At 66.3% G+C, this 18,405-nt stretch carries 13 protein-coding genes and 1 riboswitch; of the genes, 2 read left to right on the top strand and 11 right to left on the bottom strand.

What is annotated here, in order from left to right:
- Nucleotides 1–346: 346 nt before the first annotated feature.
- The 11 genes from metH to urtA all read right to left on the bottom strand — a co-directional run bounded on the left by metH (nt 347) and on the right by urtA (nt 13,761).
- Nucleotides 347–3,061 carry a methionine synthase gene (metH, locus tag AC07OC_RS12490; RefSeq protein WP_492244773.1) on the bottom strand — a complete coding sequence of 905 codons (2,715 nt, stop codon included), beginning with the start codon at nt 3,059–3,061 and terminating at the stop codon, nt 347–349.
- Between the two features lie 51 nt (nt 3,062–3,112).
- A riboswitch (S-adenosyl-L-homocysteine riboswitch) is annotated at nt 3,113–3,219 on the bottom strand.
- A gap of 29 nt (nt 3,220–3,248) precedes the next feature.
- Complete coding sequence (locus AC07OC_RS12485; protein ID WP_494601291.1) at nt 3,249–4,952, bottom strand: IPTL-CTERM sorting domain-containing protein; 1,704 nt, start codon at nt 4,950–4,952, stop codon at nt 3,249–3,251.
- A gap of 123 nt (nt 4,953–5,075) precedes the next feature.
- Entirely contained in the window at nt 5,076–5,819 is a 744-nt protein-coding gene (locus AC07OC_RS12480; RefSeq protein ID WP_218296558.1) for a hypothetical protein, read from the bottom strand.
- A 116-nt stretch (nt 5,820–5,935) separates the two neighbouring features.
- Nucleotides 5,936–6,976 (bottom strand): aliphatic amidase, encoded by a 1,041-nt coding sequence (locus AC07OC_RS12475; protein WP_218296557.1) that lies wholly within the window; start codon nt 6,974–6,976, stop codon nt 5,936–5,938.
- Nucleotides 6,977–6,991: 15 nt separating this feature from the next.
- Nucleotides 6,992–7,336 (bottom strand): FmdB family zinc ribbon protein, encoded by a 345-nt coding sequence (locus AC07OC_RS12470; protein ID WP_057228095.1) that lies wholly within the window; start codon nt 7,334–7,336, stop codon nt 6,992–6,994.
- 33 nt (nt 7,337–7,369) lie between these two features.
- The gene (gene fmdA / locus AC07OC_RS12465) at nt 7,370–8,596 is read right to left on the bottom strand and encodes a formamidase (protein WP_218339192.1); all 1,227 of its coding nucleotides are present in this window, start codon (nt 8,594–8,596) and stop codon (nt 7,370–7,372) included.
- A gap of 76 nt (nt 8,597–8,672) precedes the next feature.
- Nucleotides 8,673–9,362, bottom strand: a complete 690-nt coding sequence (gene urtE, locus AC07OC_RS12460) for an urea ABC transporter ATP-binding subunit UrtE (RefSeq protein WP_492808234.1) — start codon at nt 9,360–9,362, stop codon at nt 8,673–8,675.
- Nucleotides 9,363–9,401: 39 nt separating this feature from the next.
- Nucleotides 9,402–10,145 carry an urea ABC transporter ATP-binding protein UrtD gene (gene urtD, locus AC07OC_RS12455; protein ID WP_121507918.1) on the bottom strand — a complete coding sequence of 248 codons (744 nt, stop codon included), beginning with the start codon at nt 10,143–10,145 and terminating at the stop codon, nt 9,402–9,404.
- A 19-nt stretch (nt 10,146–10,164) separates the two neighbouring features.
- On the bottom strand, nt 10,165–11,376 hold the full coding sequence (urtC, locus tag AC07OC_RS12450) for an urea ABC transporter permease subunit UrtC (RefSeq protein ID WP_494601288.1): 1,212 nt from the start codon (nt 11,374–11,376) through the stop codon (nt 10,165–10,167).
- Between the two features lie 46 nt (nt 11,377–11,422).
- Nucleotides 11,423–12,337, bottom strand: a complete 915-nt coding sequence (gene urtB / locus AC07OC_RS12445) for an urea ABC transporter permease subunit UrtB (RefSeq protein WP_218296553.1) — start codon at nt 12,335–12,337, stop codon at nt 11,423–11,425.
- 158 nt (nt 12,338–12,495) lie between these two features.
- Nucleotides 12,496–13,761 carry an urea ABC transporter substrate-binding protein gene (gene urtA, locus AC07OC_RS12440; RefSeq protein WP_218296552.1) on the bottom strand — a complete coding sequence of 422 codons (1,266 nt, stop codon included), beginning with the start codon at nt 13,759–13,761 and terminating at the stop codon, nt 12,496–12,498.
- Nucleotides 13,762–13,995: 234 nt separating this feature from the next.
- Here urtA and AC07OC_RS12435 point away from each other — a divergent pair, with 234 nt between their 5' ends.
- Both AC07OC_RS12435 and AC07OC_RS12430 read left to right on the top strand, forming a co-directional pair.
- On the top strand, nt 13,996–17,436 hold the full coding sequence (locus tag AC07OC_RS12435) for a hybrid sensor histidine kinase/response regulator (RefSeq protein WP_218339194.1): 3,441 nt from the start codon (nt 13,996–13,998) through the stop codon (nt 17,434–17,436).
- On the top strand, nt 17,433–18,344 hold the full coding sequence (locus AC07OC_RS12430; protein ID WP_218339195.1) for a response regulator transcription factor: 912 nt from the start codon (nt 17,433–17,435) through the stop codon (nt 18,342–18,344). Before AC07OC_RS12435 ends, AC07OC_RS12430 begins: the two co-directional genes overlap by 4 nt.
- The last annotated feature ends 61 nt before the right edge of the window (nt 18,345–18,405 follow it).

Below are 18,405 nucleotides of genomic sequence, written 5' to 3'. Positions count from 1 at the left end.
AGTTCTTTGTCTTGTGCTTGGGCGGGCCCTGCGCGGCCCACGGCGGGAGCCACTGTCCTGTGAAAAGTGCAGCGGCAGCGCCGCACCGAGCTTGTCCCAATCGTGGCTGATTACATGCTGCGCCCTGGCAAATAGCATCCCTCCTGAAGTAGGGTTCCCACTGCCGAAAACACGCGCCAGGCATGGCGCAGGCGCGCCGGTCTGGAGGCAGGCCCATGGCTTGCGAAGCGCTTTCCGGCAAAGCCACCAACAGAAAGGCCCCGCGTGCGGGGCCTTTCTGTCCATTCGATCAAATCAGCCCCTGGCGCTTATCCATCAAGTGCCAGATGCTATAAAATCAATAGCATCACAGATTCGGCGCCAGCAACCGCTCCAGCACCTTCTCATCCATCCTGCGGCGCTGCGCCATGTCGTGCAACTGGTCTTCACCGATCTTGCCGACGTTGAAGTACACGGCATCCGGATGACCGATGTAGAAGCCGCTCACGCTGGCCGCCGGCATCATGGCCAGGCTTTCGGTGAGGGTCATGCCGATGTCTTCGCACTGCAGCACACGGAACAGCTCGCTCTTGGCGCTGTGGTCGGGGCAGGCGGGGTAGCCGGGCGCGGGGCGGATGCCGCGGTACTTCTCGGCGATCATGTCGTCGTTGCTCAGCGCCTCGCCGGCGGCATAGCCCCACAGGTCGGTGCGCACGCGGTGGTGCAGGGCTTCGGCAAAGGCTTCGGCCAGGCGGTCGGCCAGGCTCTTGAACAGGATGGCGGAGTAGTCGTCCAGCGCGTCGATGAAGGCCTTTTCCTTCTTCTCGATCCCCAGGCCCGCCGTCACGGCGAACATGCCGGCGTAGTCGGCAATGCCGCTTTCCTTGGGCGCCACGAAGTCGGCCAGGCAGCGGCTGGGGCGGGTCACGCCGTCGATGGTGTGCTTTTCCGCTTGCTGGCGCAGGCCGTACCAGGTCATGGCGACCTCGGTGCGGGTGTCGTCGGTGTAGAACTCGATGTCGTCGTCGTTCACGCTGTTGGCGGGCAGCAGCGCCATCACGCCGCTGGCCGTGAGCCACCGGCCTTCGATGATTTTTTTCAGCATGGCCTGGCCATCGGCAAACACCCGCGTGGCCTCCACGCCCACCACCTCATCGGTGAGGATGGCGGGGTACGGGCCGGCCAGGTCCCAGGTCTGGAAGAACGGGCCCCAGTCGATGTACCTGGCCAGCTCGGCCAGGTCGAAGTTCTTGAACACGCGGCGGCCCAGCGCACGTGGCACGGCGGGCTGGTAGGCGGACCAGTCCACGGGTGTCTTGTTCGCGCGGATCTTGGCCAGGGGCCACAGGGGCGTGGCCTTCTTGTTGGCGTGCTGGATGCGCACCTTGTCGTAGTCGGCATTCAGCTCGTCCACGTAGTTCTGCACGCCGTCGCCCAGCAGGCTCTGCGCCACGCTGACGCTGCGCGAGGCATCGGGAACGTAGACCACGGGGCCTTCGTAGTGCGGCGCGATCTTCACGGCGGTGTGCACGCGGCTGGTGGTGGCGCCGCCGATGAGCAGCGGGATCTTCTTGATGCGGAAGTGCTCGTCCTTCTGCATCTCGCCCGCGACGTACTGCATTTCTTCCAGGCTGGGGGTGATCAGGCCCGACAGGCCCACGATGTCGGCGCCCTCGACCTTGGCGCGCGCCAGGATCTCGTGGCAGGGCACCATCACGCCCATGTTCACCACCTCGAAGTTGTTGCACTGGAGCACGACGGTGACGATGTTCTTGCCGATGTCGTGCACGTCGCCCTTGACGGTGGCGATGACGATCTTGCCCTTGCTGCGCACGTCGCGCCCGGCCAGTTCGTCCTGGCGCTTTTCTTCCTCGATGTACGGAATCAGGTGGGCCACGGCGGACTTCATCACGCGCGCGCTTTTCACCACCTGGGGCAGGAACATCTTGCCAGCGCCGAACAAATCGCCCACCACGTTCATGCCGTCCATGAGCGGGCCCTCGATCACGTGCAGCGGACGGCCGCCCCTGGCCAGGATCTCGCGGTAGGCCTCTTCGGTGTCCTCGGTGATGAAGTCGGTGATGCCGTGCACCAGCGCATGCGACAGGCGCTCGCCCACGGTCTTGGGGTGCTCGGGCGTGCCGCGCCATTCGAGTTTCTTGCTCTCGTCCTTGGCGCCGCTCTTGGCGGTTTCGGCGATCTCGACCAGGCGCTCGCCGGCGTCGGGGCGGCGGTTGAGCACCACGTCTTCCACGCGCTCGCGCAGCACGGGCTCCAGGTCGTCGTACACACCCACCATGCCAGCATTGACGATGCCCATGTCCATGCCCGCCTTGATGGCGTGGTACAGGAACACGGTGTGGATGGCCTCGCGCACGGGGTCGTTGCCCCGGAAGCTGAACGACACGTTCGACACGCCGCCCGAGACCTTGGCGCCCGGCAGGTTCTGCTTGATCCAGCGCACGGCCTCGATGAAATCGACGGCGTAGTTGTTGTGCTCTTCGATGCCGGTGGCCACGGCGAAGATGTTGGGGTCGAAGATGATGTCTTCGGGCGGGAAGCCCACTTCATCGACCAGGATGCGGTAGGCGCGTTCGCAGATTTCGATCTTGCGTTCGTAGGTGTCGGCCTGGCCTTTTTCGTCAAACGCCATGACCACCGCAGCGGCGCCGTAGCGGCGCACCAGGCGCGCCTCGTGCTTGAACTTGTCCACGCCCTCCTTCATGGAGATGGAGTTGACGATGCCCTTGCCCTGCACGCAACGCAGGCCGGCTTCGATCACCTCCCACTTGGAGCTGTCCACCATGATGGGCACGCGCGCGATGTCGGGCTCGGACGCGATGAGCTGCAGAAAGCGCACCATGGCGGCCTTGCTGTCGAGCATGGCCTCGTCCATGTTGATGTCGATGACCTGGGCGCCGTTTTCCACCTGCTGGCGCGCCACGGCCAGGGCCTCTTCATACTGGCCGTTCAAAATCATGCGCGCGAACGCCTTGGAGCCGGTGACGTTGGTGCGCTCGCCGATGTTGACGAACAGCGTGCCCTCGCCAATGGAGACAGGCTCCAGGCCGGACAACTTCATGGGGGGGACGGACAAATCTGACATAAGGCTCACCTGCGCGGCACAAGGGGGTTCAGGTGAGCGTCGTTGTCAATGTACTGAGGGATGCGCGGCCCAAGCCTGACGAGCCGCCATGCCCCACCAGGGCACGGCAAGCCGCTGCAACGCTCCTTGGACCAGGGGCCGATTGTAGTTGGCCCGCCCGCGGTCAGCGCATCTGGCGGCGCTGGCCCAGCGCGGCCAGCAGCACCAGGCCGGCGAGCAGCCACAGCGCCCATTCCGACAGGGACGGAATCGCGCTCGGGGCCGCCGCGATGGTGTCGGTGTCGGTGGCGCTGTTGTTGCCGGGGTTGGGGTCGGTCACGCCACCTGGGGCCGCGACGGTCGCGGTGTTGACCAGTGTCCCCGTCGCCGACGCGCCCACCGTGGCGCTGACGGTGTAGGTCACCGATCCGCCCGCGGGCAGGTTGACGGTGTCGTTGATGCTGCCACTGCCCGCCGCCGTGCAGGTGCCGCCGCCCGCGCCCACGCAGGTCCAGGTGCCGGTCAGCACCGCGGGCAGGGTGTCCGCCACCGTCGCCCCAGCGACGCCGGAGGGCCCGGCATTGCTCGCGGTGATGGTGTAGGTCACCGAGCCGCCCGCGGTGGCCGTGGTCACGCCGTCCGTCTTGGTGATGGCCAGATCCGCCTGCGGCGTGACGGTGTCGGTGTCGGTGGCGCTGTTGTTGGCCGGGTTGGGGTCGGTCACCCCGCCCGGCGCCGTCACCGTCGCCGTGTTGACCAGCGTTCCCGTGGCCGCCGCACTCACCGTCGCGCTGACGGTGTAGGTCACCGAGCCGCCCGCGGGCAGGTTGACGGTGTCGCTGATATTGCCGCTGCCCGCCGCCGTGCAGGTGCCTCCGCCCGCGCCGACGCAGGTCCAGGTGCCCGTGAGGGCGGCGGGGAAGGTGTCCACCACGCCCGCGCCTGCGGCGTTCGATGGGCCGGCGTTGCTGGCGGTGATGGTGTAGGTGACCGAGCCGCCCGGAACGGCCGTGGTCACACCATCCGTCTTGGTGATGGCCAGGTCGGCTTGCGACGCGAGGGTGTCGGTGTCGGTGGCGCTGTTGTTGGCGGGGTTGGGATCGGTCACCCCGCCCGGCGCTGTCACCGTCGCCGTGTTGACCAGCGTTCCGGTCGCCGAACCGCTGATCGTGGCGCTCACCGTGTAGGTGACCGATCCCCCCGCGGGCAGGTTGACGATGTCGTTGATGTTGCCGCTGCCCGCCGCCGTGCAGGTGCCTCCGCCCGCGCCGACGCAGGTCCAGGTGCCGGTGAGCGCGGCAGGGAAGGTATCGAGCACCGCGGCCCCCGACGCATTAGACGGCCCCGCGTTGCTGGCGGTGATGGTGTACGTCACCGATCCGCCCGGAACGGCCGTGGTCACGCCATCGGTCTTGGTGATGGACAGATCCGCCTGTGGCGTGAGCGTGTCGGAGTCGGTGGCGCTGTTGTTGGCTGGGTTGGGGTCGTTCACGGCAGACGTCACCGTCGCGGTGTTGGTCAGCGTGCCCGTCGCAGACGCATTGATCGCGGCGCTCACCGTGTAAGTCACCGAGCCGCCCGCGGGCAGATTGACGCCATCGTTGATGTTGCCGCTGCCCGCCGCCGTGCAGGTGCCGCCGCCCGCGCCCACGCAGGTCCAGGTGCCGGTGAGCACGGCCGGAAAAGTGTCCGCCACCGTGGCACCGACGGCGGGGTCCGGCCCTGCATTGCTGGCGGTGATGGTGTAGGTCACCGATCCGCCCGGCGTGGCCGTGGTCACTCCATCGGTCTTTGTGATGGAAAGGTCCGCGTCTTGGGCATGCGCTGCGGTCGCGGCCACCATGGCCAACAAGAACGCAGTGAGCCACAGCAATGCACGTTGGCGCATGGTGAAGTCCCGATTTGGAGTGGAAGGGTGGCCAAAGTGTAACGCCACGTTTCCATCTGGAACGTTCATGCGCGTCGGCGCGCGCTCACGGCGCGTCCCGCGCTGGACGCGGTCGAATCGCCCTTAACGCACCGGCAGAAACTGCAGGAAAGTCCCGCCCACGATACCCTGCACGTAGCTGATGGCAGCGCGACGGTACTTTTCGGTGGTCAGGGCGGCCAGCAGGTCGAGCCGCGCGATGACCTTGCCGAACTCGCGCTCGAAGCTCAGGTTGCGGCCCTGGGGCCCGATTTCGTCGGCCAGCAGCAGCGGCTGGCCCTGGGCATTGCGGCGCTGGGCCAGCAGCCACACGGCGCTTTCCACATTGCGCGCGGCGTTGTAGAGGTGCTGGGCATCCACACCGTCGAGCAAGAAGAACTCGGTCTTGCCGCCATGGGCCGTGATGATCATGTCGGCCGTCGCATGGATGAACGCCGCCACGCGGTCTCCCGCAAACTCCGGCGCCAGCGCAAAGCCCATCGCGGCGATGTCACGGCGCCCCTGCAGTGGCGCCCAGGGCTGGCGCTGCAGGATGGCCGTGCGCACCTGCTCGGCGGCGTGCTCGCGGCTGGTGGTGCTGGTCTTGCGCCATTCGGCGGGGTTGCGGCGGTAGAGCTTGTCCATGAGGCGGAACAAGCCCTCCAGGTTCTCCTGCATGGCCAGCGTGGCCAGGCGGTTCATGTCGGACTGGGCCAGCTCACCGGGCGCGGCGGATGCGCCCTTGACCTCGCCGCGCTGCGTGGGCGCGTTGCCCGCGCAGCCCGCGAGCACGGCGCACAGCAGCGCACAGGACGACATCCACAGGATAGAAAAGAACGGCCCACGCATGGGGGCCGATTATCGGGCGCAGTGCGGGCCTCGCACAGGCGGTTGACACTGTTTGAAGATCTCAGGCCGCTGCAGTGCATCGAACGGGCGAACCCGCGCCACACCCCCCGTTGGCGTCAGCTGCGGCCTGCGCTGTCAGGGTTGGGGATGCCCTTCATCGGGCATTCCTCGGTGCCCACCATGGGCCGGGTGATGGCTTCCACGGCCTTGCGGGTGCCTTCGGGGTCATTCACCCAGCGGGTGTAGAAGTCATACGGGCAGGCGGCCACGCCCTGGTCCCCGTCGCGGGAGTTGATCATGCCGGTGTAGCCCCGGTGCAGCAGCTTGAAGAGGTGGTTTTCGGACTGCCCGTTCCTGCGGAAGTCGCGGATCAGGCTTTTTGACAACGCTGCGTACTGCACCCCGTATTCCTCCTCGCCGCATTCACCGAGCGTTCGGCCATCAAAGCCAATCAGCGCGCTGTGGCCAAAGTAGCTGTACACGCCGTCGAACCCGGCGGCATTGGCCACGGCCACGTAGGTGTTGTTGGCAAAGGCCATGGCCTTGCTCATCAGAATCTGTTGCTCCTTGGCGGGGTACATGTAGCCCTGGCACCGCACGATGAGCTCAGCGCCCTTCATGGCGCAGTCGCGCCAGATCTCGGGGTAGTTGCCGTCGTCGCAGATGATGAGGCTGATCTTCAGGCCCTTGGGGCCTTCGCTCACGTACGTGGTGTCCCCCGGGTACCAGCCTTCGATGGGGGTCCAGGGCATGATCTTGCGGTACTTCTGCACGATCTCGCCCTGGTCGTTCATCAGGATCAAGGTGTTGTACGGCACCTTGTGCGGGTGCTTCTCATGGCGCTCGCCGGTGAGCGAGAAGACGCCCCACACCTTGGCCTTGCGGCAGGCGGCGGCGAAGATCTCGGTCTCCTCGCCGGGGATGGTGGCCGCCGTGTCCATCATCTCCTGGGCGTCGTACATGATGCCGTGGGTGCTGTACTCCGGAAAGATCACCAGGTCCATGCCGGGCAGGCCGGTCTTCATGCCCACCAGCATGTCCGCGATCTTGCGCGCGTTGTCCAGCACCTCGGCCTTGCTGTGCAGGCGTGGCATCTTGTAGTTGACCACCGCCACGCCGACGGTGTCCTTGCTGCTGGAGATATCGCCGTGAATCATGGTGAAGCACCCCTATCAATGAGAAATCATCCAGGGCCGTTTGCTGGGAAACGCCTTGGCGCCGCTGGGCGCCGTCACCGTGGCCTTGCGGCTTTGCGATGACGAACAGCAACCACAGCCTGCGGGGTGCTTGAGGCGGGCGTAGTCACCCGAGCGCTGCGGTTCGTGGCGCGCGCGCTCGTTGGTGGCGATGGCGCTGCGTGCGGACGCACTCATGAGCGCCAGGCGCGGCGCGGTGGCAAACACGCGCGGCGATGCGGCGCCGCAGTCCGGGCAGGCGGCGGGTTCGTTGCGGTCCGCCAGCAGGCGGAAGGCATCAAAACCGCCACACTGGGCACAGGCGTAGTCGTAGGTGGGCATGGCGGTTTCTTTCTGGCGAAGGCGCCCCGTGGGTCAGGCCAGATCGGGCGACAGCGGCATGGCCACCGAGCCATCCAGGTGCTGGACCGGCCCTGCGGCGCTGGGGTTGATGTCAAAGTCAAAGATCTGCGTGGGCAGCCACAGCGTGGCGCAGGCGTTGGGCACATCCACCACGCCGCTGATGTGGCCCTGCACAGGCGCGGTGCCCAGAATGGAATAGGCCTGCGCGCCCGAGTAGCCGAACTTCTTCAAGTACTCGATGGCGTTCAGGCAGGCCTGGCGGTAGGCCACGTTCACATCCAGGTAGTACTGCTTGCCGCTTTCGTCCACGCTGATGCCTTCAAAGATCAGGTAGTCGTTGTAGGTGGGCGTGATGGGGCTGGGCTTGAAGATGGGGTTCTTGATGCCGTACTTGGCCATGCCGCCCTTGATGAGCGTGACCTTCATGTGCACCCAGCCCGCCATCTCGATGGCGCCGCAGAAGGTGATTTCGCCATCGCCCTGACTGAAGTGCAGGTCGCCCACCGACAGCCCGGCACCGTCCACATACACCGGGAAGAACACCTTGGCGCCGCGCGACAAGTCCTTGATGTCGCAGTTGCCCCCATGCTCGCGCGGTGGCACCGTGCGGGCGCCTTCGGCAGCCGCCTTGGCCTTGGCCTCTCCAGTCAGGCGACCCATGTGCGCGGTGCCCGCCGAGGGTGGGTTGGCCAGCCCGGCCGTGGGGTCCGAGTCGATCAGGGTCTGCTCACGGGCGTTCCACTGCTCCAGCATCTTGCGGTCGGGCAGGCAGCCGATCAGGCCGGGGTGGATGAGGCCGGCGTACTTCACACCCGGCACATGGCGCGAGCTGGTGAACATCCCATGAAAGTCCCAGATGGACTTTTGCGCCTGGGGAAAGTGCTCGGTCAGAAAACCGCCGCCATTTTTCTTGCTGAAGAAACCGTTGAAGCCCCACAGGCTGTCCTGCTTGGCGCCAATGTCCAGCAGGTCCACCACCAGCAGGTCGCCCGGCTCGGCGCCCTTCACGCCTACGGGGCCGCTGAGGTAGTGCACCGTGGTCAGGTCGATGTCGCGCACGTCGTCGGCGCTGTCGTTGTTCTTGATGAAGCCGCCCGTCCAGTCGAACGTCTCCAGCACGAACTCATCGCCAGGGTTGACCCAGCAGGCCATGGGGATGTCGGGGTGCCAGCGGTTGTGGATGTTCTCGTTCTCGGTGGGCGACTTGCTCAGATCGACCTTGATCAGGGTTTCAGCCATGGCGTGCTCCTTGGAAGGGGTGGGTGATGAAAGGGGTTGAAGGCAGGACGTTGCGCTGACGCAGCTGCGAACTTCGTCAAACAGACAGATAGGCTTTGATGCGCTGCTGGTCGGTGTCAGCGCGTGCCGTCTCATGCACCAGGCGGCCGCCCTCGATGACGAACAGCCGGTCGGCCACGTCCATCGCGAATGACAGCACCTGCTCGCTCACCACGATGGTGATCTGGCGCAGCTTGCGGATCTCGTTGAGCGCCTTGGCGATGTCCTTGATGATCGAGGGCTGGATGCCCTCGGTGGGCTCGTCGAGCAGCAGCACCTTGGGGTCGGTGACCAGCGCTCGCGCAATGGCCAGCTGCTGCTGCTGCCCGCCCGACAGGTTGCCGCCCTTGCGGCGGCGCATGTCCCACAGCACGGGGAACAGCGCGTAGATGTCTTCGGGAATCTGCCGCGTCTTGGAGTTTTCCAGCCCGGTCTCGATGTTCTCTTGCACCGTGAGGGTCGGGAAAATCATGCGGCCTTGCGGCACGTAGGCGATGCCCTTGGCCACGCGGCGAAAGCTCTCGTCCTTGGTCACGTCCTGGCCTGCCACGGTGATCTGGCCGCTCTTGACGGGCATCACGCCCATGAGGCTTTTGAACAGCGTGGTCTTGCCCATGCCGTTGCGGCCCATGATGGCCACGGTTTCGTTCTCCCGGCCCTCGAACGAGATGCCGTGCAGTGCCTCGCTCTGGCCGTAGGCCACAAACAGATCCTTGACTTCCAGCATGCTGCGCTCCTGTGGGGGTTCGGTGGGCGGGTGGCGAGGTCAATGACCGAGGTACACGTCGATGACCTTGGGGTCCGCCTGCACCTTCTCCATGGGGCCTTCGGCCAGGATCTTTCCCTGGTGCATCACGGTGACCTTGTGGGCAATGCGCTTGACGAACTCCATGTCGTGCTCAATGACGATCACCGCGCGGTTCTTGCAGATGCGCTGCAGCAGCTCGGCCGTCAGCTCACGCTCGCGGGCGCTCATGCCAGCGATGGGCTCGTCCAGCATCAGCAGCTCGGGCTCCTGCATCAGCAGCATGCCGATCTCCAGCCACTGCTTTTGCCCGTGGCTGAGCAGGCCCGCCTCGGTGTCGAGCTTGTCCCCCAGGCCGATGTCCTCTGCCACCACCTGCACACGCGCCTTGACTTCGTCGGTGCACTTGAACGCCAGCGCGCCCAGCACCGAGCGGCCCGCGGGGTAGGACACCTCCAGGTTCTGGAAGACCGACAGGTTCTCGTAGATGGAGGGTGTCTGGAACTTGCGCCCGATGCCCAGCCGCACGCGCTTGTGCTCGGCCATGCGGGTGAGTTCTTCGTTCTTGAACTTGATGCTGCCCCCCGTGGCGCGCGTCTTGCCGCAGATCAGGTCCAGCAGCGTGGTCTTGCCCGCTCCGTTGGGGCCGATGATCACGCGCAGCTCGTTCTTGTCGATGTACAGCGTGAGGTCGTCGATGGCCTTGAAGCCGTCGAACGACACGGTCAGGTCTTCAATGGCCAGCGCGAAGTCGGTGTTGCTCATGAGGGGTGCTCCGGTGGTTTCAGACGCCCTGGCGGCTCACGCCGTCAGGCAGCGCGGCAGACGGTACGGGCGACGATGCCGCCGCTGGCCCAGCATCGGCGGGCAGGCGGGCTGCGGGTGCCCGGCCTTGGGCGGACGCCTGGCGCAACGCTTCGCGGCGGCCCTTCCACCAGGGCACCACATGGCTCTCCCACAGGCCCGCCAGGCCCATGGGGAAGGCCATGGTCACGCCGATGAAAAGCCCGGCCATGAGGAACAGCCACAGCTCGGGAAAGCTCTCCGAGAAATACGTCTTGCCCGCGTTCACCAGCAAGGTGCCATACACGGCCCCCACCAGGCTCATGCGCCCGCCCACGGCGGCGTAGATCACCATCTCGATGGACGGCACGATGCCCACGAAGCTGGGCGACATGAAGCCCACCTGCAACGAGAACATCGCCCCACCGATGCCCGACAGCGCGGCGGCCAAGCAGAAGGTGAAGACCTTGAAATTGGCCACGTCGTAGCCCGAAAAGCGCACGCGGTCTTCCTTGTCGCGCATGGCCAGCAGCAGCGTGCCCACCTTGCCGGTCTGTATCCAGCGGCACAGGACGATGGAGCCGATGAGCAGCGCCACGCACACGTAATACAGGATGTACTTGGCGCTGTCGGTGCGCGTGTCCCAGCCCCACAGGGTCTTGAGGTCCGTCATGCCGTTCACGCCCCCGGTGTAGCCCTGCTGGCCGATGATGAGCACGGTCAGGATCAGCGCCACGGCCTGCGTGATGATGGCAAAGTACACGCCGCCCACGCGGCGCTTGAACATCGCGAAGCTGATGACCCAGGCCAGCACCGTGGGCACCACGATGACCGCTGCCAGCGCAAACGGCAGGCTCTTGAAGGGAATCCAGAAGCTGGGCAGCTCGGTGATCTGGTTCCAGTCCATGAAGTCCGGGATGCCGGGCGTGGACTGGATCTTGGTGCTGATGGGGTCCGACGCTTCGAGCTTGAGGAACATGGCCATGGCATAGCCCCCCAGGCCAAAGAACACGCCCTGCCCCAGGCTGAGCACGCCGCCGTAGCCCCACACCATCACGAGGCCGATGGCGACGAACGCATAGGTGAGGTACTTGCCCACCAGGTTCAGCCGAAAGATGTCGAGTGCCAGCGGCAGCACCACGGCCAGCAGCACGGTGAGCAGTACCAGGCTGGCGAGCTGGTAGCGCAGGATCCAGGCTTTGAGGGCGTTCATGCGGAGACTCCGGTGGGCTCGAAGGAAATGGACAGTTGAGCGAATTTCATCGGCGAACTTTGGAGGCGAACAAACCCTGCGGCCGCACCATCAGGATCAGCACGATCAGCGACAGCGTGATCATCTTGGCCATGGAGCCCGCCATGAAGAACTCGGTGATGGACTGCGTCTGCGCAATGCCGAAGGCCGACACCACGGTGCCCAGCAGGCTGGCGGCGCCGCCAAACGTCACCACCAGGAAGGCGTCCACGATGTAGAGCGAGCCCGATGTGGGGCCGGTGGAGCCGATGGTGGTGAACGCTGCGCCCGCCACGCCGGCAATGCCGCAGCCGATGGCGAACGTGAGGCGGTCGGTCTTCTGGGTGTCGATGCCAATGGCGTTGGCCATGACGCGGTTGCTCACCGTGGCGCGCACCCGCAGGCCCCAGCGGCTTCGGTGCAGGGCGAGCAGCACGCCGCCCGTGACCACCGCCGTCAGCGCCAGCACGAACAGGCCATTGATCGGGATGTCCAGCCCCTCGGCGGGCGCCCAGGAGCCCAGCAGCCAGTCGGGCAAGGTCGGGCTGACCTCCTTGGGGCCAATGAAGGTGCGAAACGATTGCTGCAGGGCGAGGCTGATGCCCCAGGTGGCCAGCAGCGTGTCGAGCGGGCGCTTGTACAGGTGGCGGATCAGCCCCCATTCCACCAGCCAGCCCGCCGCAAACGCAAATCCGAACGCCGCCACGATCGCCAGCGGAAAGTAATACGGAATCATCTGCGGCGCATGGTTGGCCGCCAGGGTGGAGCCCAGGTAGATGGTGTAGGCGCCAATGGTCATGAACTCGCCATGGGCCATGTTGATCACGCCCATCTGCCCAAAGATGATGGCCAGGCCCAGCCCCATGAGCAGCAGCACGGCAAACAGACTCAGGCCCGCAAAGCCCTGCATGAGGCCGATGTTCATCATTTCGGAAAAGGTCATGTTGCAGCTCCTGCGTGGGCAGCGTTGGAAAACGAACAGCGGTGCCATGGGGCGGCCTCTTGCGAGGGACACCGAGGAAGGGCCGCCCCGCACCGAGGGTGTCGTCCCCCTCCCGCGCAGCGAGAGAGGGGGAAGGCGCGAAGCGCCTCAGGGGGTGTTTATTGATAACCTTTGGGAAATGGATCGGGCTTGATCAGCGCGGGCGACTCGGACACCACCTTGAACGACGCGTCCGGCATTCCCATGGCGATGCGCGACTTGCTCCACAGGTGGTGGTTGGCGTCCACCTTCACATAGCCCTCCGGCGCGGTGGTCAGTTCAATGCCGGGCGATGCGGCCACCACCTTGTCCACGTCAAAGCTCTTGGCTTTTTCGACCGCCGCCTTCCACAGCCAGGGGCCCAGGTAACCCGCCTGGGTCACGTCGCCAATCACGGCCTCCTTGCCGTACTTGGCCTTGAAGGCGGTCACAAACTTCTTGTTGTTCTCGTTGTCGAGCGACTGGAAGTACTTCATCGACGAATAGAAGCCCGCGAAGTTCTCGCCGCCCACCCCGGTCATTTCGTCCTCGGTGACCGACAGCGTGACGAGCAGCTGCTTGTCACCCGTGATGCCCGCGGCCTTGAGCGCCTTGTAGAACGCCACGTTGGAGCCACCCACCACCGCCACAAACAGGCAGTCGGGCTTTTGCACCTTGATCTTGTTCATGAGCGAGCCGAAGTTGGTGCTGCCCAGCGGGTAGTACTCCTCGCCCACGACCTTGCCCTTCTGGAAGTTCTCGATGTGCTTGCGCGCAATCTTCATGGAGGTGCGGGGCCAGATGTAGTCGGAGCCAATCAGGAAGAAGCTCTTGGCCTTCTTCTCGGTCTTGGCCCATTCCAGGCTGTACAGGATCTGCTGCGTGGCTTCCTGGCCGGTGTAGATCACATTCTTGGACTGCTCCAGGCCTTCATAGAACGTGGGGTAGTAGAGCAGGCCGTTTTCCTTTTCGAACACCGGCAGCACGGCCTTGCGCGAGGCACTGGTCCAGCAGCCAAACACGGCGGCGCAGCGGTCGTTGATGAGCAGCTTCTTGGACTTCTCGGCAAACGTGGGCCAGTCGGAGGCGCCGTCTTCCTTGATCACCTTGATCTTGCGGCCCAGCACACCGCCCATGGCGTTGATCTGGTCAATGGCCAGCTGCTCGGCCTGGATGGAGCCCGTTTCGGAAATCGCCATGGTGCCGGTGGCCGAGTGCAGCTGGCCCACGGTGACTTCGGTGTCGGTGATGGCCAGCTTGGTGGTGTTGACCTGCGCCGTGGGCTGGCCAAAAGACCAGGCGGGCAGGCCCGCTACCGACGCGGCGCCCAGCGCCTGCAGGATGCGACGGCGGCCGGGTTCGGCCTGGACGGAGTCACTGAAGCGGGGGTCGGAGGGGTGGCTCATGAAGGCGCTCCTTGCGGGATCGGTGTGAATGAATGAAGGAAGGAAGGGACGGGACCAAAGCGGTTTGTTTGCGCTGTGGAATGAAGGTTAGGGACAACCCTTGCATGCGCCCATACGTCAATTAACGTAGGGCTGCCTACGCACCCCGGTGCGCACCCTGCGCATGGCCCCGCGCACCCGTGCAGCGCCCCAACGCGGTGCACGCCTAGAACGCTTCTTGCTTGAAGCCTGCGCATGGCCCCACCGCTCCCACCCAACGCCCAGAGCGCGCCGCAGACCATCTTCCGGTTCCGGCGCGAATACAACGCGTGGGTGGCCGACGAGACCATGGAGGACTACGCGCTGCGCTACACGCCCAAGAGCTTTCGGCGCTGGAGCGAATTCCGCGTGGCGAACACCGCATTTGGGTCGCTGTCGTTCCTGGCGCTGGAGGCCATTGGTGGTGCGATTGCGCTGAACTACGGCTTCAGCAACGCCATGTGGGCGATCCTCACCGTGGGCCTCCTGATCTTTCTGACGGGCCTGCCCATTGCCTACTACGCCGCGCGCTACGGCCTGGACATGGACCTGCTCACGCGCGGCGCGGGCTTTGGCTACCTGGGCTCCACCATCACGTCGCTGATCTACGCGGTGTTCACCTTCATCTTCTTTGCGCTGGAGGCGGCCATCATGGCGCTGGCGCTGCAGATGGTGGTGGACTGGCCGCTGGAGTGGTGCTACATCGCGTCGTCGCTGGTGGTCCTGCCGCTGGCCATGCGCGGCATCACCCTCATATCGCGCCTGCAGGCGTGGACGCAGCCGCTGTGGCTGTTCCTGCTGCTGCTGCCCTTTGTGTGGATTGGCCTGGCCCAGCCGCAGCTGTACCGCGACTTTGCGGGGCTTTCGGGCCTCAAGAGCGGCAGCAGCCAGTTCGACCCGCTCATGTTTGGTGCAGCGGCCGCGGTGATCTTTTCGCTGGTGGTGCAGATTGGCGAGCAGGTGGACTTTCTGCGCTTTCTGCCCGAGCGCACGCCCGCCAACCGCCTGCGCTGGTGGGGCGCCGTGCTGGTGGCCGGCCCCGGATGGATCGTCATGGGCATGCTCAAGATGGCGGGCGGGGCCTTTCTGGCGTTTGCCGCGCTGCAGTTCGAGGTGGGCGCCCAGCGCGCCGCCGAGCCCACGCAGATGTTCCTCGCAGGCTTTCACCAGGTCATGCAGGCGCTGGGCCTGCCAGGGCTGGCCGTGGCGGTGACGGTGGTGTTCGTGGTGGTGTCGCAGATCAAGATCAACCTCACCAACGCGTACGCGGGCTCGCTGGCATGGTCCAACTTTTTCGCGCGCGTCACCCGCAGCCACCCGGGGCGTGTGGTGTGGCTGGTGTTCAACGTGTTGATTGCCACGCTGCTGATGACGCTCGGGGTGTTTGGAGCGCTGGAGAAGGTGCTGGCCGTGTACAGCAACGTGGCCATCGCCTGGGTGGGCGCGCTGGTGGCCGACCTCGTCATCAACAAGCCGCTCGGGCTCTCCCCCAAGGGCATCGAGTTTCGGCGCGCGCACCTGTACGACTTCAACCCCGTGGGGCTGGGCGCCATGGTGCTGGCGGCCACGGTGGCCTGCGGCGCCTATGCGGGGCTGCTGGGCGAAGAGGCGGCCGCGTTTTCGCCCTTCATCGCGCTGGTGCTGTCGATGGCGCTGGCGCCGCTGCTGGCCTGGCTGACGCAGGGCCGCTACTACCTGGCGCGCGCGCCGGGCAACGAGTGGCGCCCCGGCGAGATCGTGCGCTGCGCCGTGTGCGAGAACCAGTTCGAGTCCGAAGACATGGCGCGCTGCCCGGCCTATGCCGCGCCCATTTGTTCGCTGTGCTGCTCTCTGGAGTCCCGCTGCCACGACCGTTGCAAGACCGGCTCGCGCGCGGCCGACCAGTTGCGCGGCGTGGTGATGGCCCTGCTGCCGCTGCGCTGGGCCATCAAGGTGAACTTTCGCCTCGGACAGTACCTGATGGTCGTGGTGTCGCTGTGCGCGGTGATGGCGTTTCTGGTGGGCGTGGTGTATGTGCAAGAGAGCCTGCAAACCCCTGCGCCCGAGCAGGTGCTGCGGATGCCATTCCTCAAGGTGTTTGCGTTGCTGGCGCTGCTGGCGGCCGTGTGCGCGTGGTGGGTGGTGCTGAGCACTGACAGCCGGCGCATGGCGCAAGATGAATCAGAGCGGCAGACGCAGCTGCTGCTGCAGGAGATCGAGGCCCACAAGCGCACCGACGCCGAACTGCAGGCCGCCAAGGACCAGGCCGAGTCGGCCAACCAGGCCAAGACACGCTACGTGGCGGGCATGACGCACGAGCTGCGTTCCCCCCTCAACAGCATCCTGGGCTACACGCAGATCCTGCTCAAGAACCCGCACACCGAAGGCTGGATGCGCGAGACGCTGTCCACCATGCAGCACAGCGGCCAGCACATGCATGCGCTCATTGACGGGTCGCTGGAGCTGGCGCGCATCGAGGCCGGGCGCCTGCGGCTGGACATGGCCCCGCTGCCGCTGCCCGACCTGATCGAGAACATCGAAGCCATGCTGCGCCCGCAGGCCGAGGCCAAGGGCCTGCACTTTGTGGTGGAGACACTGGGCACCATGCCCGGCTGGATTCGGGCCGACGCCAAGCGCCTGCGGCAGATCCTCATCAACCTGCTGTCCAACGCCGTGCGGTTTACCGAGCGTGGCGAGGTGCGGCTGCGCATGGACTTTCGCCAGCATGTCTCGCGCATTGAAGTGATCGACACCGGCATCGGCATCGAGCCGCAAGACCTGGAGCGCATCTTTGTGCCGTTTGAACGCGGCAGCGCGGGGCGCCGGGCCAGCGAGGCGGGCACGGGCCTGGGGCTGACCATCACGCACCTGCTTGCCGAGCTGATGGGTGGCCAGCTCACGCTGACCAGCACCCCGGGCCAGGGCAGCACCTTCACCGTGCGGCTGTACCTGCCCGGCATTGCGGTGGACCCGGCCTGGACCCCGCCCAGCCGCGCCACGCTGCGCCCGGTGATCGGCTACCTGGCACCCCGGCGCACGCTGCTGGTGGTGGACGACCAGCCCCTGCAGCGCCAGCTGCTGGCCGGCCTGCTGGTGCCCCTGGGCTTTGATGTGCGCGAGGCCGCCAGCGGCCGCGAATGCCTGGAGATCGTGCGCCAGACACCGCCCGACCTGGTGCTGCTCGATATCACCATGGACGACCTGGACGGCTGGCAGACCGCTGCCCTGCTGCGCGCGCTGCGCCCCGCGGCCGAGCTGCCCGTCGTGTTCGTATCGGCCAACCTGTTTGAACATGAAGCGACGCGCCTGGCCGCCCAGCAGTGCCAAGGCTTCGTGGGCAAGCCCGTGATCGAATCCGAACTGCTGCAGGCGCTGGAGCACGCGCTGCAGCTGGAATGGGTGCGCGACAACGCCCCGCTGGCGCCCGGCCCGGATCCCGCCGCAGGCCCCGCCAACCCGGACGACACCCTGGCCACCCTGCCCGAAGAGCTGCGCGAAGACCTCACCCGCCTGGCACGCTCCGGCCAGGCTGCCGCGCTGCGCGAGCGGCTGCGGCGCGCACGCGGCGACCTGCCGGGCCACGCCGCCACGCTGGCGCTGCTGCAGGCCAGCGCCGACCGCTTTGACTTCGAAACCCTGGCACACCACCTGCGCGAGCCCGAAGAGGGAACCCCATGAACGACCAACCCGACGCCGCCCCGCAGATCAGCCAGCGCGTGATCCTGGTGGTGGACGACGCGCTCGACACCCTGCGCATGCTGTGCGATGCACTGGCCGCCGAAGGCTACGCCGTGCTGGCCGCGCGCGATGCCGAAGAAGCCCTGCAGCGCTTTGACCTCACCGTGCCCGACGGCGTGCTGCTGGACGCGGTGATGCCCGGCATGGACGGCTTTGCGCTGTGCCGCCAGCTCAAGGCCACCCCGCCCTGGTCGCATGTGCCCGTGGTGTTCATGACGGGCTTGTCGGACACCGAACAGATCCTGCAGGGCTTTGCCAGCGGCGGCGTGGACTACGTGGTCAAGCCCCTGCGGATCCCCGAGGTGCTGGCCCGGCTGGCCACGCATGTGCGCAACGCCCAGGCCACGCGGCTGGCGCGCGAGGCGGTGGACGTGGCCGGGCTCGGCGTGGTGGTGCTCGACGGCCAGGGCCGCGTGGCCTGGCGCTCACCGCAGGCCACGCGCTGGCTGGAGACGGCTTTCGCCCGTGAGGAGGCACCGGCCGAACGCGCGGCCGCCTGGCTGGTGCAGGCGCGCCGGGAGGGCGCGCAAACCCTGCCCCTGGCCGATGGCCGGCAGCTGCTGGCCCGGCACATGGGCGCCAGCGGCCTGGCCGAATCCATGCTGCTGCTCAGCCACGCGCAGCCCGAGGCCGCCGCGCCGCGCCACCTGCAGCAGGTGGCGCTGACCCCGCGCGAGACCGAGGTGCTGTCCTGGCTGAGCAAGGGCAAGACCAACCGCGACATCGCCGACATCCTGGGCATGAGCCCGCGCACGGTGAACAAGCACCTGGAGCACATTTTTGAAAAGCTGGGGGTGGAAACGCGCACCGCCGCCGCGGCCATTGCGGGGCAGTTGCTGCAGGTCTGAGTCCGGATTTTCCGGACGGGCCACGCCTGCCCCCATTCGTCCGGGCGGAGCCTGTCGACGC

It is taken from the genome of Acidovorax sp. GW821-FHT10E04 (genome assembly GCF_059415185.1).
Note: the sequence above shows the minus strand (reverse complement) of the source record. Positions and strands in the feature narration are given on the sequence as shown.

What these genes read in the sequence shown, in the direction of transcription:
- urtC (WP_494601288.1), bottom strand. Translation starts at nt 11,376, where the DNA reads ATGAACGCCCTCAAAGCCTGGATCCTGCGCTACCAGCTCGCCAGCCTG.
- urtA (WP_218296552.1), bottom strand. Translation starts at nt 13,761, where the DNA reads ATGAGCCACCCCTCCGACCCCCGCTTCAGTGACTCCGTCCAGGCCGAA.
- metH (WP_492244773.1), bottom strand. Translation starts at nt 3,061, where the DNA reads ATGAAGTTGTCCGGCCTGGAGCCTGTCTCCATTGGCGAGGGCACGCTG.
- fmdA (WP_218339192.1), bottom strand. Translation starts at nt 8,596, where the DNA reads ATGGCTGAAACCCTGATCAAGGTCGATCTGAGCAAGTCGCCCACCGAG.
- urtD (WP_121507918.1), bottom strand. Translation starts at nt 10,145, where the DNA reads ATGAGCAACACCGACTTCGCGCTGGCCATTGAAGACCTGACCGTGTCG.
- urtB (WP_218296553.1), bottom strand. Translation starts at nt 12,337, where the DNA reads ATGACCTTTTCCGAAATGATGAACATCGGCCTCATGCAGGGCTTTGCG.
- urtE (WP_492808234.1), bottom strand. Translation starts at nt 9,362, where the DNA reads ATGCTGGAAGTCAAGGATCTGTTTGTGGCCTACGGCCAGAGCGAGGCA.
- AC07OC_RS12480 (WP_218296558.1), bottom strand. Translation starts at nt 5,819, where the DNA reads ATGCGTGGGCCGTTCTTTTCTATCCTGTGGATGTCGTCCTGTGCGCTG.
- AC07OC_RS12435 (WP_218339194.1), top strand. Translation starts at nt 13,996, where the DNA reads ATGGCCCCACCGCTCCCACCCAACGCCCAGAGCGCGCCGCAGACCATC.
- AC07OC_RS12485 (WP_494601291.1), bottom strand. Translation starts at nt 4,952, where the DNA reads ATGCGCCAACGTGCATTGCTGTGGCTCACTGCGTTCTTGTTGGCCATG.
- AC07OC_RS12475 (WP_218296557.1), bottom strand. Translation starts at nt 6,976, where the DNA reads ATGATTCACGGCGATATCTCCAGCAGCAAGGACACCGTCGGCGTGGCG.
- AC07OC_RS12430 (WP_218339195.1), top strand. Translation starts at nt 17,433, where the DNA reads ATGAACGACCAACCCGACGCCGCCCCGCAGATCAGCCAGCGCGTGATC.
- AC07OC_RS12470 (WP_057228095.1), bottom strand. Translation starts at nt 7,336, where the DNA reads ATGCCCACCTACGACTACGCCTGTGCCCAGTGTGGCGGTTTTGATGCC.